At 65.8% G+C, this 13,475-nt stretch carries 19 protein-coding genes and 1 tRNA gene; 12 read left to right on the plus strand and 8 right to left on the minus strand.

Annotated elements, in window-relative coordinates; translation table 11 throughout:
* Positions 1–34 precede the first annotated feature (34 nt).
* The 4 genes from ACFPOB_RS15920 to ACFPOB_RS15935 are packed head-to-tail and all read right to left on the minus strand — an operon-like array spanning position 35 to position 1,640.
* Positions 35–304: a hypothetical protein gene (locus ACFPOB_RS15920; RefSeq protein ID WP_377799393.1), complete on the minus strand. Its 270-nt coding sequence runs from the start codon at positions 302–304 to the stop codon at positions 35–37.
* Entirely contained in the window at positions 301–675 is a 375-nt protein-coding gene (locus tag ACFPOB_RS15925; protein WP_377799394.1) for a hypothetical protein, read from the minus strand. Before ACFPOB_RS15925 ends, ACFPOB_RS15920 begins: the two co-directional genes overlap by 4 nt.
* Complete coding sequence (locus ACFPOB_RS15930) at positions 672–1,412, minus strand: hypothetical protein (RefSeq protein ID WP_377799395.1); 741 nt, start codon at positions 1,410–1,412, stop codon at positions 672–674. The genes ACFPOB_RS15925 and ACFPOB_RS15930 overlap by 4 nt, the downstream gene beginning before the upstream one ends.
* A gap of 3 nt (positions 1,413–1,415) precedes the next feature.
* On the minus strand, positions 1,416–1,640 hold the full coding sequence (locus ACFPOB_RS15935) for a helix-turn-helix domain-containing protein (protein ID WP_377799396.1): 225 nt from the start codon (positions 1,638–1,640) through the stop codon (positions 1,416–1,418).
* A gap of 132 nt (positions 1,641–1,772) precedes the next feature.
* Between ACFPOB_RS15935 and ACFPOB_RS15940 the strand changes: the two genes are divergently transcribed.
* From ACFPOB_RS15940 to ACFPOB_RS15960, 5 genes are read left to right on the plus strand one after another with little or no spacing between them, the layout of a single operon-like run.
* Positions 1,773–2,474, plus strand: a complete 702-nt coding sequence (locus ACFPOB_RS15940) for a helix-turn-helix domain-containing protein (protein WP_377799397.1) — start codon at positions 1,773–1,775, stop codon at positions 2,472–2,474.
* A gap of 42 nt (positions 2,475–2,516) precedes the next feature.
* The gene (locus tag ACFPOB_RS15945; RefSeq protein ID WP_377799398.1) at positions 2,517–2,903 is read left to right on the plus strand and encodes a hypothetical protein; all 387 of its coding nucleotides are present in this window, start codon (positions 2,517–2,519) and stop codon (positions 2,901–2,903) included.
* Positions 2,900–3,343 (plus strand): hypothetical protein, encoded by a 444-nt coding sequence (locus tag ACFPOB_RS15950; RefSeq protein WP_377799399.1) that lies wholly within the window; start codon positions 2,900–2,902, stop codon positions 3,341–3,343. Before ACFPOB_RS15945 ends, ACFPOB_RS15950 begins: the two co-directional genes overlap by 4 nt.
* Positions 3,344–3,345: 2 nt before the next feature.
* Positions 3,346–3,603: a helix-turn-helix transcriptional regulator gene (locus ACFPOB_RS15955; RefSeq protein WP_377799400.1), complete on the plus strand. Its 258-nt coding sequence runs from the start codon at positions 3,346–3,348 to the stop codon at positions 3,601–3,603.
* The gene (locus ACFPOB_RS15960; RefSeq protein WP_377799401.1) at positions 3,593–4,681 is read left to right on the plus strand and encodes a tyrosine-type recombinase/integrase; all 1,089 of its coding nucleotides are present in this window, start codon (positions 3,593–3,595) and stop codon (positions 4,679–4,681) included. Before ACFPOB_RS15955 ends, ACFPOB_RS15960 begins: the two co-directional genes overlap by 11 nt.
* 21 nt (positions 4,682–4,702) lie before the next feature.
* Here the strand turns inward: ACFPOB_RS15960 and ACFPOB_RS15965 are convergent.
* Both ACFPOB_RS15965 and ACFPOB_RS15970 read right to left on the minus strand, forming a co-directional pair.
* Positions 4,703–4,778 (minus strand) — tRNA-Glu (locus tag ACFPOB_RS15965).
* 117 nt (positions 4,779–4,895) lie between these two features.
* Positions 4,896–6,014, minus strand: a complete 1,119-nt coding sequence (locus ACFPOB_RS15970) for an alkene reductase (RefSeq protein WP_377799402.1) — start codon at positions 6,012–6,014, stop codon at positions 4,896–4,898.
* A 224-nt stretch (positions 6,015–6,238) separates the two neighbouring features.
* On the opposite strand from ACFPOB_RS15970, the gene ACFPOB_RS15975 reads away from it, so the two are divergent.
* The 7 genes from ACFPOB_RS15975 (at position 6,239) to ACFPOB_RS16005 (ending at position 11,402) form a co-directional block, all read left to right on the plus strand.
* Positions 6,239–6,994: a ComF family protein gene (locus ACFPOB_RS15975; RefSeq protein WP_377799433.1), complete on the plus strand. Its 756-nt coding sequence runs from the start codon at positions 6,239–6,241 to the stop codon at positions 6,992–6,994.
* Between the two features lie 45 nt (positions 6,995–7,039).
* Entirely contained in the window at positions 7,040–7,300 is a 261-nt protein-coding gene (grxC, locus tag ACFPOB_RS15980; RefSeq protein ID WP_377799403.1) for a glutaredoxin 3, read from the plus strand.
* A gap of 10 nt (positions 7,301–7,310) precedes the next feature.
* The gene (locus ACFPOB_RS15985; protein ID WP_377799404.1) at positions 7,311–8,174 is read left to right on the plus strand and encodes a carbon-nitrogen hydrolase family protein; all 864 of its coding nucleotides are present in this window, start codon (positions 7,311–7,313) and stop codon (positions 8,172–8,174) included.
* Positions 8,175–8,240: 66 nt separating this feature from the next.
* Positions 8,241–8,732 carry a DUF1178 family protein gene (locus ACFPOB_RS15990; protein ID WP_377799405.1) on the plus strand — a complete coding sequence of 164 codons (492 nt, stop codon included), beginning with the start codon at positions 8,241–8,243 and terminating at the stop codon, positions 8,730–8,732.
* A 203-nt stretch (positions 8,733–8,935) separates the two neighbouring features.
* Positions 8,936–9,334 carry a MarR family winged helix-turn-helix transcriptional regulator gene (locus tag ACFPOB_RS15995; protein WP_377799406.1) on the plus strand — a complete coding sequence of 133 codons (399 nt, stop codon included), beginning with the start codon at positions 8,936–8,938 and terminating at the stop codon, positions 9,332–9,334.
* Positions 9,335–9,381: 47 nt separating this feature from the next.
* Positions 9,382–10,695: an MFS transporter gene (locus ACFPOB_RS16000; protein ID WP_377799407.1), complete on the plus strand. Its 1,314-nt coding sequence runs from the start codon at positions 9,382–9,384 to the stop codon at positions 10,693–10,695.
* 14 nt (positions 10,696–10,709) lie between these two features.
* Complete coding sequence (locus tag ACFPOB_RS16005) at positions 10,710–11,402, plus strand: SDR family NAD(P)-dependent oxidoreductase (RefSeq protein WP_377799408.1); 693 nt, start codon at positions 10,710–10,712, stop codon at positions 11,400–11,402.
* 7 nt (positions 11,403–11,409) lie between these two features.
* Here ACFPOB_RS16005 and ACFPOB_RS16010 read toward each other — a convergent pair whose 3' ends face one another.
* Together ACFPOB_RS16010 and ACFPOB_RS16015 are read right to left on the minus strand one after the other, a co-directional pair.
* Complete coding sequence (locus ACFPOB_RS16010) at positions 11,410–12,081, minus strand: RraA family protein (protein WP_377799409.1); 672 nt, start codon at positions 12,079–12,081, stop codon at positions 11,410–11,412.
* A 31-nt stretch (positions 12,082–12,112) separates the two neighbouring features.
* Positions 12,113–13,345, minus strand: coding sequence for an aminotransferase-like domain-containing protein (locus ACFPOB_RS16015; RefSeq protein ID WP_377799410.1), 1,233 nt, complete (start codon positions 13,343–13,345; stop codon positions 12,113–12,115).
* Positions 13,346–13,475: the final 130 nt, after the last annotated feature.

Raw genomic sequence — 13,475 nt, forward strand, 5'->3', positions numbered from 1 at the left:
AAGATTTACGGGCATTTTCATGCATCAATGCAAATCAGAGCAGACGGTGTGATTCGACCCGCTGCCGCCACAGCCAGTCCGTCTTCTCCTCCTGAGGGCTGACCGGCTGGCGCTCGATCCGGTCCAGTGCGCGCCACGCCTCGGCGTTCGTCGCGAAGGGGCCGGCGAGCACCACGCCATCCGGGCTCCGCACGACATGGCCAACGTCGATCTGCACCACGACAGGAGCGGTTTTCCGTGCGGCGCGGATAACCTCCTGCTTCGCTGCCAGACGGCGACGAACGGATTTCGGCAGCTTCGTCATGACAACCTCGCTGGCAGCTTCGCTTGGTAGCGGTTGCTCTCGCCGTATTCGACGCGCTCGCTGACAAGCCAGCCACCTTCCACGGCCTGCCGAACGGCCGCACGCACGGTGCGATCCGACCAGCCAAGCACTGTCGCGTAGTGCTTCTGTGGCATCCGATCCATGCCGTAGCGAAAGTGATAGGCCATCTCCGCCAGCAGCACCTTCGTGCTCTCGCTCAACGCCCGATCTCGCCGAGACTGCAACTGCCAGAAATCCAGATCCACCGTCGGCATGATCACCTCTTCATCGGAAAGAAAATGGCGCGCAGCGCCGCCAGCTCGACGCTGGGGCAGAGCGATGTTTCGGAGCGCTGCAGGTGAGACCGTCATGCCGCCGCCTCGTCGGTGTTCGCGGGGCGTTCCGGTTCGTGAGACAGGTTTGTTGCCGTCCCTTTATCTATAGATACGCATGGCAACACACTTGTCTCACGCTGGCGGCGGTACCAGGTCGCGCGGCTGATACCTTCGACCTCCCACGGCTTTCGGGCCGAAAGGGATTGATCAAGATAGACCGCTCGGGGCTTGTGCTTGCCCGCTCGCTTCGTCCTATTCCGCTCCCGCTCGCGTGTGTTCTTGTCAGTCCTGGCGCGGGCCTCGCGCTCTTGGGCTGTCTCGTCGATCGCCCCGATGGTCGTGATGCGGCAAAGCCATCGCTCTTCAGCAGTGACCGAGAGCATGCGCGCGAGAACATCAGACCTGATCAGGGTGAACCCGTTGCGCTCTCGCCAACGCTCCACCGCGGCCATGATGGTCGTGACCTCTTCAAGGCTGAAGCGGCCTAACCGACACTCCTCAATCCAATAGAACAGGGAGGCGCCGTCTAAGCCGTGCCACTGATAGGATTGCCCTCGTTTTCCATACCGGACCTTTTCAGCAGGGGCGCTCGCGAGGGTCGCAGCGAGAGCGAAAGCCCATTGATCAGGCGATAAGCTGACACCGAACTGGTGGCGGAAGATTGCAAGGCGGTAGAGCTCAGCCATCCGGATAGACGCGCGCCGACGAACGGTCATTCGGCGGCGCGGGATACGCGCCACCTTGCCGCTCGACTGGTCGGGCGCCGACGGCACTTATCAGGCCGCCTTCTCGCGCTGCGTCCTCACCATCTCCCACGAGCGTGCAGTGACCTTGCCCTTGCTGATTCGTTCAACGGCGACGATCACATTCGGCCGGGGCTGGCGCTCACCCGTCTCGTAGCGCTGCCAGGTACGTGACGGGTTTTTGCCCTCGAGCCCAAGCAGCTTTGCAACTTCGGCCTGGGATAACCCGGATGCCCTTCGCCATTCTTGAGGCAGCATGCCAATCTCCTGCACGATATAACCTAATCGGCTATATACGCATCTGGCGCGGCGATCAATCTGAACTTAGCCATTTAGGCTGTGCAGCCGTGGCCCCGTTGGCTTACAAAAGCGGAAGCGAACGAGGTACCTGTGGCTGACCTAACCAACCGAATTGCCGCCGCCCGCAAGTCGGCAGGCCTAACCCAAGCCCAACTCGCGGAGCGCGTGGGCTCACACTGGATAACGATCTCAAAGCTTGAACGCGGGAAAATAAAACTCACTGTCGAATGGGCGGAGAAGCTTGCAGACGCTTTGAAGGTTCCCGCCAGCGACTTATTCCTTCACAAAGAGAAGCTGAACATCGTCAAAATATCTGGATGGCTGTCTGATCGCGGCGAGATCAACTCCTTTGAGAAGTGGTCTGACGATCGTCGGGAACGGCAATTCGAACTAGACGCTGTAGATTCTGAAAATTCAATTTGGGTTGAGATCAAGACTGATGATTTCTATCCAATCATACAAGTAAATGATCTCATAAAGATTATTATAATGCCTACGGATACAGACCCTCGTTCACTTATAGACAGGATGGTTCTGGCTTTAATTAGAGAAGACGGGTCATTGCAAGAGCGGTTTGGCATACTTGGGACTGACACCAAGGAAGGACTTTTCACCCTTCGCCCATTGTCGGGCAGTCCTATCCGCGGCCTCAAGGTGGAGCGCTTGGGCAGAGTGTCGACCGCGATATTCGACCCTGGTCAGATCCGATTTAGCGAAACTCTGGTCGATAAGCACCCGGACCACTGGCGCGAGAAATGGAAACGCCGCGCTAACCATGTTGACACATACTAAGCCGATATGGCTATATGTCTCCTACCACCAACGGAGACCGCCATGACACACAAGCCCGCCAACGACCCGAATCCACTTGATCCCCGCCAGCTAGAGCGCGACGCGCTCAAGGCTACCGTCGCTATGCATGCGGGGCCCAAGGCCGAAACCCACGACGACCTCGCTGCACGAGTTGCCGCTGAGATAGCCGCTGACCCGGCCATCGCCACATGGAAGGCCGAGTTCACCGACCGCATCCTCGCCGCCGCGCAGGACAACCCGCTGGCCTATCTGGAAATGCTCTGCGCGAACGCGCGGCACTTCCCCCAGGCGATCCCGCTTTTCGCCCACGCTATGACCGACATGGCCGACGTGTACTTCGACGAGGCCTGCAAGCTCGACATGCTCGCAGAGCTCAAGCGGCAGCAGGGATCGGAGGCGCAGTCGTGACCTCCAATCTCATATCCGCACCGCGCAAGGCGCTGTTGGAGCATCTGGTTGATGCCCCCGAGGCCCCGGACCACGAAATTCCTGAGATCGCCGGGATCTCCCCTCGAAGCGTCCCGAACTTCGTGACAGCGCTGGTTGAAGAAGAGCTCGTCACCAGGATTCCGACGCTGAGGGGCTATGTCCTCTTCATCACCGATAAGGGCCGGGAGGCGCTGGCGAACGCCATCGTTCCCGACGCCACCGAGAGCCGCAAGGTCGATGACCGCAGCGCCGAGCTGGCGAAGATCATCGCCAATCCCGCTAGCGTCCGCGCGAACGTGGCTGACCTTCACGCGCATCTCGTGCTGGACCAGCCGCCCGAGGTGGCGAAGCGCAACATCGCCCATGTCGAGCAACTACTGGCGCTGCTCAACGGCGTCGCCCGCAAGGCGGCGGCCTGACGATGGCCCGGCAGACCGCGCTCCCTCCAACGCTTGCTCCCCGGCTGATCGGCCGGGAGGCTGCTGCGGCCTATTGCTCGGTCTCGCCCGCGCTGTTTGATGATCTGGTGCGGCGGCGCATGATGCCGTCGCCCAGGCTGATTGGGGAGCGGCGGAAGGCTTGGGACGTGCGGGCGCTGGACGCCGCGATCGACTGCCTGCCGGTCGAAGGTGGCGAGGCCGTTGCCGACGACACATGGAGCGATGTCGATGCCGCGTAACCGCCCGCTCTATGTCGAGAGCTTCGACGATCGCCACGGCAAGCAGCGGCTCTATTTCCGCCGCGGCAAAGGCCCGCGCACTCCCCTGCCCGGCCCAATCGGCTCCGACGAGTTCCGCGAGGCCTATGCGAACGCGCTGTCCGGCGAGGTGACTGCGGCGAAGCCCGCCCCGACTAAGGATGCCCCCGGCACCATCGGCGCGCTGATCTCCTCCTACATGCGCTCAGAATCCTATGCCAGCCTGCGCCAGACCACGAAGGCGGGCTACATCTCTCGGCTCGACGGTATCCGCGAGAAGCATGGTCATCGCACCGTCTCGGGCCTGACCCGCGAGCGCGTGGTCACCGCTTTCCTGCAGCCGTTGGCGGAGAAGCCCGGCGCCTATCTCGACACGCTGAAGAAGCTCCGCATCCTGATCAAGCACGCCATCCTGCTCGGCTGGCTGAAGTCCGATCCCTCCTTCGGGATCAAGCGCCCGAAGTCGAAGGAGATCCCGGCTTGGACCGATGACGAGATTGCTCAGTTCGAGAAGCGCTGGCCGATCGGGACGAAGCAGCGGCTCGTGTTCGCGCTGATGCTATTTACCGGCCAGCGCCGTAGCGACGTGCACCGCATGACATGGGCGGACACCGGGCCGGGCTGGATCAAGGTGGTGCAGCAGAAGACAGGCGCGAAGCTGACGATCGCCCTGCACCGCGACCTCGCCGCCGTACTTGCCGCCGCACCTCGCGAGCACATGGTGATCATCTCGACCGAGTACGGCCAGGGTCACACCGTCGATGGTTTCAGCGGCTTCCTACGGGACGCCATCACCGATGCTGGCCTTCCCCTGCGCTGTCAGCCGCATGGCCTGCGCAAGGCCGCCGGCCGCCGTCTCGCCGAGGCGGGGTGCAGTGCCAATGAGATCATGGCGGTGCTTGGTCACAAGACGTTGGCCGAGGCCGAACGCTACACCCGCGACGCCGATCAGCAGCGCCTCGCGCGTGCCGCCGTCACTCGGCTTGAGCACGCAGCACGAACAAACATTCCCAAACCCAAGCCGAGAGGTTTGGGAAAAATCCAGAAAAAGAAAGGATAATCAATGCGCTAGCCAGACGGATGGCGCTCCCTAGGGGACTCGAACCCCTGTTTTCGCCGTGAGAGGGCGACGTCCTAGACCGCTAGACGAAGGGAGCAGAGCGGCAAGGCCGTCCGTATAGTCGCCAGTCGCATGCGCCGCAACCCCTTCCGTGCAGTCGACGGCGAAAAAGCTGCGGACGGGTCGAGCCCGTCCGCATGTGGTCGCTGTCCGCCTATTCCGCGGCCTGCACGGCTTCGCCCGGCGCCAGCGCCGGATAATCGGTGTAGCCCTTGGCGTCGCCGCCATAGAAGGTCGCGACATCCGGCGTGTTGAGCGGGGCGTCGAGCTTCAGCCGCTCCGGCAGGTCGGGATTGGCGATGAAGAGCCGGCCGAAGGCGATGAGATCGGCCTCACCCTTCTCCACCGTCTCGATCGCGAGATCGCGGGTGAAGCCGTTATTGGCGATGTAGGCGCCGCGAAAAGCCTTGCGCAGCGCCTGATAATCGAAGGGCAGGTAGTCGCGCGCATCGCGCGTCGCACCCTCGACGACATGGATGAAGGCGATGCCGCGCTTGTCGAGTTCGCCGACCAAATGGCCGAACAGCGCCTGCGGATCGGAATCACGGGCGTCGTTGGCCGGGCTCACCGGCGAGATGCGGATGCCGACGCGCTCCTTCGGGAATACCCTGGTCACCGCGTCGATCACCTCCAGCGTCAGCCGCACCCGGTTCTCGATCGAGCCGCCATAGGCGTCCTGCCGCTGGTTCGAGCCGTCGCGCAGGAACTGGTCGAGCAGGTAGCCATGGGCGCCGTGCAGCTCGATGCCGTCGAAGCCGGCCGCCTTGGCGTTCTCGGTCGCCCTGACGAAATCCGCGATGATGCCGGGGATCTCGTCGAGTGCCAGCGCGCGCGGCTCCGAGACCTCGGCGAAGCCGCTTTCGATGTAGGTCTTGGTCTTGGCCAGCACCGCCGAGGGCGCGACCGGCGCCTGGTTGCCCGGCTGCAGCGAGACATGGCTGACGCGGCCGACATGCCAGAGCTGCGCGAAGATCAGCCCGCCGGCTTCGTGCACGGCGTCGGTCACTGCCTTCCAGCCAACGACCTGCGCGTCGCGATAAATGCCGGGCGTCCAGATATAGCCCTGGCCCTGCTGCGAGATCTGCGTGGCTTCGGTGATGATCAGCCCGGCGCCGGCGCGCTGGCGGTAATACTCGACATTGAGCGCGTTCGGGGCATCATCATGCTTATTGGCGCGGTTGCGCGTCAAAGGCGCCATCACGACGCGGTTCTTCAGCTCGAGATCGCCGAGGCGGAACGGCGTGAACAGCTTGGCGGAGGAGGCATGGCTCATCGTGGCGATCCTTGTCGCGAAACGGCCGCAAGGCCGGGGGAAGCATCCATGGCCCCGGTCGCCGTCAAGCGGGCCGGAGCCGTCGCAAGCAAGATAGGCAAGATGGCAGGGAATGGCAGGGGCCGCCTTGCCCCGCTCACGAGAAAGCGAAGATGCGCTCTTCGCGATCGCCGCCGCGCATGAGCCTTTCCGAAAATCCAGACAAGACGGGAAAAGCCCTCTCCATGCGCTGGCTGCAGCGCGGAGGCGGCTGGCTGCGAACTGGCGTCACCAGCGCCATAGGCCTGGTTTACCCGCCCTCATGCGTCGGCTGCCGGGCGGCCACAAGCGAGGCGCAGGGCCTGTGCGCCCGCTGCTGGGCCGGGCTCGGCCTGATCGAGCGGCCCTATTGCGAGCGGCTCGGCACGCCCTTCGAGGTCGATCTTGGACCGGGGCTGGTCTCGCCGGCTGCGATCGCCGACCCGCCCGTCTTCGCAAGGGCGCGCGCTGCCTGCCGCTTCGACGGCACGGCGCGCGAGCTCGTGCACCGGCTGAAATATGGCGATCGCACCGAGCTGTCGCTGATGCTCGGGCGGATGATGGCTCAGGCCGGCCGCGAACTGATCGCCGATGCCGATCTCATCGTACCCGTGCCGCTGCATCGCTTCCGCCTATGGACGCGGCGCTTCAACCAGGCGGCAGCGCTGGCCGCGACGATTTCCCGCCAATCCGGCCGCCCTTTCGCGCCGCAGGCGCTCGCCCGCGTCAAGCGCACCAAGCAGCAGGTCGGGCTGACGAAAGCGCAGCGCGCCGAGAACCTGCAAGGCGCCTTCAAGGTGCTGCCGGCGATGCGTCCGCTGATCGAGGGACGGCGCATCCTGCTCGTCGACGACGTGCTGACCACCGGCTCGACCGTCAATGCGGCGTCGCGCGCCCTGCTGCGCGGCGGGGCGAGCGCGGTCGACGTGCTGACCTTCGCCCGGGTCGTGACGGAAGCGTGACGGCTCCCTATATTGCTCGTCGAAGCATTCTTTCAGGATAGGCTGATGCCGCAGGTCACGATCTACACCACGGGTTGGTGCCCGTATTGCCATGCCGCCAAGGCCCTGCTGACGAAGAAGGGCGTCGCCTTCGATGAGATCGGCGTCGACGGCAAGCCGGAGCTGCGCCAGGAGATGACGGCCAAGGCCGGCGGGCGGACCAGCGTGCCGCAGATCTTCATCGACGGACGCCATGTCGGCGGCTCCGACGATCTGCACGCGCTCGATGCCCGCGGCGAGCTCGACCCGCTGCTGAAGGCCGCCTGAGGAGAGCCCGATGACCAGCCCGCGCTTCACCGCCGCTTGCGTCCAGATGCGCTCGACGCGTGATCCCCTGCGTAATCGCGACGATGCGGTGCGCCTGATCCGCGAGGCGGCGGCGGCCGGCGCGCAGTTCGTCCAGACGCCGGAGGTCACCAATCTCTGCGAGCGCGATACGAAGCGCCTGCGCGAGATCAGCCAGAGCGAGGGTGAGCACGAGGTATTGGCCGGCCTGCGGCAGGCGGCGCGCGAAACCAAGGTCTGGCTGCAGATCGGCTCGCTCTCGGTCAGGGCCGGCGAAAAGATCGCCAACCGCGCCTATATGATCGATCCAGCCGGCAAGATCGTCGCGCGCTACGACAAGATCCACCTTTTCGACGTCGACCTGCCCAATGGCGAGACCTGGCGCGAATCCAACACCTTCACCGGCGGCGACCAGGCAACCCTGGTGGAGACGCCCTGGGGGCTGGTCGGGATGTCGATCTGCTACGATGTCCGCTTCCCCTATCTTTACCGGGCCGAGGCCGAGGCCGGCGTCTTCATGCTGACCGCGCCGGCTTGCTTCACCCGCCAGACCGGCGAGGCGCATTGGCAGGTGCTGCAGCGGGCCCGCGCCATCGAGAACGGCGCCTTCATGGTCTCGGCGGCGCAGGGCGGCCTGCACGAGGACGGCCGCGAGAGCTATGGCCACTCGATCATCGTCGATCCCTGGGGCCGCGTGCTGGCCGAGGCGGGCAACGAGCCCGGGCTGATCATGGCAGAGATCGATCTTGCTCTGGTCGCGGACGCCCGCCAGCGCATTCCGACCTTGCGCCACACCCGCTCCTTCGCGGTCGCGACGCGCAAGAGTGAAACGCCGCAGCTCGATGCGGCCGAATGAGCGTGAAAGTTGCCGGTGGACGGCTGCGTCCCTATCTGCCGCCCTCACCGCCGGCTTTGAGTTGAGATGATCCGTTACACCCTGATCTGCGACAATGCCCACGAGTTCGAGAGCTGGTTCGCGAGTTCCACCAGTTTCGACGAGCAGGCGAAGCGCGGCTTCGTCACCTGTCCGGTCTGCGACAGCGCCAAGGTCGAGCGCGCCGTGATGGCGCCTGCCGTGGCGCGGACGGATCGTGGCCCGCGGCTGGCAGCGCCAGCGCCGGAGGCTTCGGCCCCCTCGCCTGCCCCCGTCCCCTCCCCGGCACCGCAGCCAGCAGCCTTGATGGGCGAGAAGGAGATGGCGTTTCGTGCCATGCTGACGGCGTTGCACGAGCATGTCGCCGCCAATGCCGAGCCTGTCGGCAAGCGCTTCGCCGAGGAGGCGCTGAAGATCCATCACGGCGAGAGCGAAAGCCGCGCCATCTATGGCGAGGCCAGCGCTGAAGACGCCCGGATGCTGCACGAGGAAGGCGTCGAGTTCCTGCCGCTGCCGCGCCTGCCGGAAGGGCGGAACTAGCTCCCTGTTACAATTCTAGAATCGAGTCATCCCGCGCGACCGAAGCGAGACCCGGGATCCATTCTGGAACAGATCCGATGAAGGTTCCGGCATGGATCCCGGATCGCAGCCGCTGCGCGGCTCTTCCGGGATGACACCCGAAGGCTCATGTATTCGTCGCTCGCCCCTTGCGTTCATTCCGTAACGGGCATATACCCGCACCAATGTCGGTTCCCTGCATCTGCACCACGCTGCGCTCCGCCTCCCGCCGGATGATCGCCTTCTACGACGAGACGATCGCTCCGGTCGGGGTCAACATCGCGCAGTTCAGTCTGATGCGCTCGATCGCCCGCGTCGAGCCGGTGACGCTGACCGCGCTCGGCCGCCGCGTCGAGCTCGATCGCTCGACTGTCGGCCGCAATGTCCGCGTGCTCGAAAAGATGGGTCTGGTCGAACTCGGCCGTGGCGAGGACCAGCGCGAGGCCACGGTCTCTCTGACCGAGGCCGGCCACAAGGTTCTGGAAGACGGCGCCCCCCTCTGGGACGCCGCCCAGAAAGCCCTCGACGACCGCCTCGGCGCCGACTTCATGCGGCAGCTCCACGCCGCGCTCGATTCGCTGTGATTTTCTGAAACATATACGGGTATATACCCGCAACAGAGGAACGCCCGATGCCGACTGACTTCGCAGACCAGCAAAAGCCCATCGGCCTCGCCGCCGCCTTCGCCCGCCGCGGCATCCATTACGGCTGGGCCGTCGCAGCCGTGACCTTCCTGACCATGCTGGTCACCGCCGGCGCCGTCGGAGCGCCTGGCGTCTTGATCCTGCCACTGCAGAAGGAATTCGGCTGGGCGACCTCCGAGATCTCCTCGGCGCTGGCGGTCCGGTTGCTGCTGTTCGGACTGATGGCGCCCTTCGCCGCCGCCTTCATGAACCGCTTCGGCGTCCGCCCCGTCGCCATGGTGGCGCTCAGCCTGATCGCGGCAAGCATCATCGGCTCCTTCTTCATGACGCAGCTCTGGCAGCTGGTGCTGCTCTGGGGCTTCGTGCTCGGCTTCGGCACGGGCCTGACCGCCATGGTGCTCGGCGCCACCGTCGCGACGCGCTGGTTCGTGCAGCGCCGCGGCCTCGTCGTCGGCCTGCTCACCGCCAGCACCGCGACCGGCCAGCTCGTGTTCCTGCCCTTGCTCGCAGCGCTGACGGAGCAGGTCGGCTGGCGCGCAGCCATGACCTTCGTGCTCGGCATGATCGCGCTTGCGGCGGTCGGCATCCTTGCTCTGATGCGCGACCGACCTGCCGATGTCGGCCTTGCCCCGTTTGGCGGAACGCAGATCGTGCCGGCGCCGCCGCAAGCCGCCAGCCTCGGGGCAATGCTCGCCTCGCCGATCGTCGCTCTGCGCGACGCGGCGAAGACCAGCACCTTCTGGATTCTGTTCGGCACCTTCTTCGTCTGCGGCGCCAGCACCAACGGGCTGGTCCAGACCCATTTCGTCGCGCTCTGCGGCGATTACGGCATGGCGGCGGTGACGGCGGCGAGCGTGCTCGCAGTCATCGGCATCTTCGACTTCCTCGGCACGGTCGGCTCCGGCTGGCTCTCGGACCGCTATGACAGCCGCTGGCTGCTGTTCTGGTATTACGGCCTGCGCGGCCTCTCGCTGCTGTTCCTGCCCTTCACCGACTTCTCCTTCTACGGCCTCTCGATCTTCGCGATCTTCTACGGGCTCGACTGGGTCGCGACCGTGCCGCCGACGATCAAGATCGCCGCCGACCGCTTCGGCGAGAAGGCGACGCTCGTCTTCGGCTGGGTCTTCACCGGCCACCAGCTCGGCGCCGCCTTCGCCGCCTATGGCGCCGGCTTCAGCCGCACCGTCTATGACAGCTACCTGCCGGCCTTCTTCATCGCCGGCGCGCTCTGCCTCTTCGCCGCCGGCTTCTGCATCATGATGCGCGGCGGCGAGGCCAAGCCGATCCCAGCCACCGCCTGAACGGAGACCTCGCAATGACCTCCCTGCCCTATCGCAGCGCCCTGATCGTCGGCGCCGGCTCCGGCATCAGTGCGTCTGTCGCCCGCGCCCTGGCGGCGCAAGGCGTCAAGGTCGGCCTCGCCGCTCGCAATACCGAGAAGCTCGCCGCGCTCGCAGCCGAGACCGGCGCTGCGGCCTTCCAGGTCGATGCGTCCGATCCGACTGCCGTCGCCAATCTGTTCGAAGCGGCGGACGCTAAGATCGGCGAGCCCGACGTGGTCATCTACAACGCCAGCGGTCGCCTGCGTGGGCCGATCGCCGAGCTCGATCCCGCGGCGGTCGCGCAGGCGCTCGCGGTCACCGCCTATGGCGCCTTTCTGGTAACGCAGCAGGCGGCGAAACGCATGCTGCCGCATGGCCGCGGCGCCATCCTGCTGACGGGCGCGACCGCCGGCATCAAGGGGTTTGCGCTGTCGGCGCCCTTCGCCATGGGCAAGTTCGCCTTGCGCGGCCTTGCCCAGAGCGCTGCGCGCGAACTCGGGCCGAAGGGCATCCATGTCGCGCATTTCGTCATAGACGGCGCCGTGCGCAGCAGCCGCCACCCCGATACGAGCGACAACACGCTCGATCCGGACGCCATCGCCCAGAGCTATCTCGACGTGCTCCGGCAGCCGCGCAGCGCCTGGTCGCTCGAGGTCGAGCTCAGGCCCTGGGTCGAGAGCTTCTAGAGGCCGGTCAGGCCTTCTCCATCGGCGGCACCTTGAAGGTCTCGACCGTCGAGGCACCGCCGGCGAGCAGCACCTCCCATTCGGCCTCGGCCTTCACCCGCGCCAGGCAGGGCGCAAGCTTGGCCTCGACCAGCCCATGCGGCACGAAGACGAGGCCGTCATCGTCGCCGACGACGAGGTCATGCGGCTGGACGGCGACGCCGCCGAAGACGATCGGCCCGTTGACGATCCCGCGCTCCATGGAGGACGGGCCGCGCGGCATGATCCAGCGCGAAAAGAAGACGAAGTCCGGCCATTGCGATACCGGCCCGACATCGCGCACCGCGCCGTCCACGACGACACCGGCAATGCCCTTGCGCCTTGCGGCACCGCCAAGCAGGTCGCCGATCATCGCCGCATCCTTGCGCCCGCCAGCCGCGACCACGATGACATCGCCGCGCTCGGCCACGCTGATCGCATGATGCACGGGCCCGTAATCGGCCGGTTCGCACCAGGCGGTGATCGCCTGGCCGACCAAACGCTTGCCCGGCGCGAACGGGCGCGTCGGCCGGATCGCCGGATCGGCGTGGCCGGTGCCGTTAAGCTGATCGGCGATCACCGAGCTCGGCACCGCCTGCCAGGCGTCGATCAGGGCTTGCGGCAGGCGCGGATGGGCGGGCGTGGCGAGACGGGTCGGCATCGGCGGTTCCTCGGTTTTTCTTTGATCTAGTTCAGGCTGCCCGGCCGGGCCGCTCGGCGAGCAGGCGGCGCACCGCGCGTTCCAGCCGGCGCACGCCTTCGACCAGCACCTCCGGCGGCGAGCGCGTGAAATTGACCCGCATCGCGCTCTTCAGCGCCCCAGTCGGATCGAACACGCTCGACGGCACGAAGGCGACGTTCTCGGCCAGCGCATGGGCATAGAGCGCGTCGGTGTCGATTGCCTCGTCCTTGGCCCGCATCCAGACGAACATGCCGCCCGGCGGCACCTCCCATTCGAACCAGTCGGAGAGATGCGTCGTCGCGGCGGCGCAGAGCGCATCGCGGCGTTCGCGATAGGTCTCGACGATCTTCGGGATGTGCTGTGCCTCGAAATCGCTCTCGATCATCTCGAGCGCGATCGCCTGCGTCAGCAGGCTGGAGGCGATGTCGGTCGACTGCTTGGCCAGCGCCAGCGTCGCGATCAGCGAGGCTTCGGCTACGACCCAGCCGACACGCAAACCCGGCGCCAGGCTCTTCGACAGCGTGCCCAGATAGATCACCGGCCCGGCATAGGCGCCGCTCGGATGGCGCTGCCCATGATGGGCGAGGATGCTCGGCCCGGCCGGCCCATCGAATTGCAGCGGCAGATAGGGGTCGTCCTCGAGCAGCCAGGTCCCGGCCGCCTCGACCTTGTCGAGCAAGGCGGCGCGCTCGTCTTGCGGCACCAGCACGCCGGTCGGATTGGAGTAGTTCGGCACGGCATAGACGAATTTGGCCTGTCGCAGCGCCGCATCGTGGCCCGGCGCCTGCAGGCTCCAGTCGAGCCTCTCATAGCGTGGCATGCGCGGGCGCCAGGCATCGAGCGCACCGAGATAGGTCGGGAATTGCGACAGGATCAATTCGCCGGGATCGACCAACGCCTTGCCGACGAGGTCGAGCCCCTGCATCGCACCGGTGGTCAGGAGCACATTCTCCGGCCCGAAGCGGCGTCCGGTGGCAGCGCTGAAGCGCTCGGCGATCGCGGCGCGCAGCGCTGGCAAGCCTTCGATCGCGCCGTATTCGAGGATCTGCGTGCCCCAGCGCGTCAGCGCGCGCTCCTGCGCCGCGGCAATCGCCTCGACCGGGTAGAGCTCGCTCGCCGGCAGACCACCGGCGAGGCTGACGACATCCGGCCGCCCGCCGATCGCCATGAACTGCTGGGTGATGCTGTTGCCGGTCGAGAGCCAACTGGCGAAGGCTGGCCGCGGTGGGAAGGATTGCGTCATCGGATTCTGCTGAAGATGAGGTCGAGCGACGCTATACGCCTCCGCCCCGCCGAGAAACCCGGCCTGGCGCATGACCGCGCGCATTATCCGAACGTCTGACACGACCTTTGCCAACCTCTGGCGTTATCTT

It is taken from the genome of Allobosea eneae (genome assembly GCF_042657265.1).
GTDB lineage: Bacteria > Pseudomonadota > Alphaproteobacteria > Rhizobiales > Beijerinckiaceae > Allobosea > Allobosea eneae.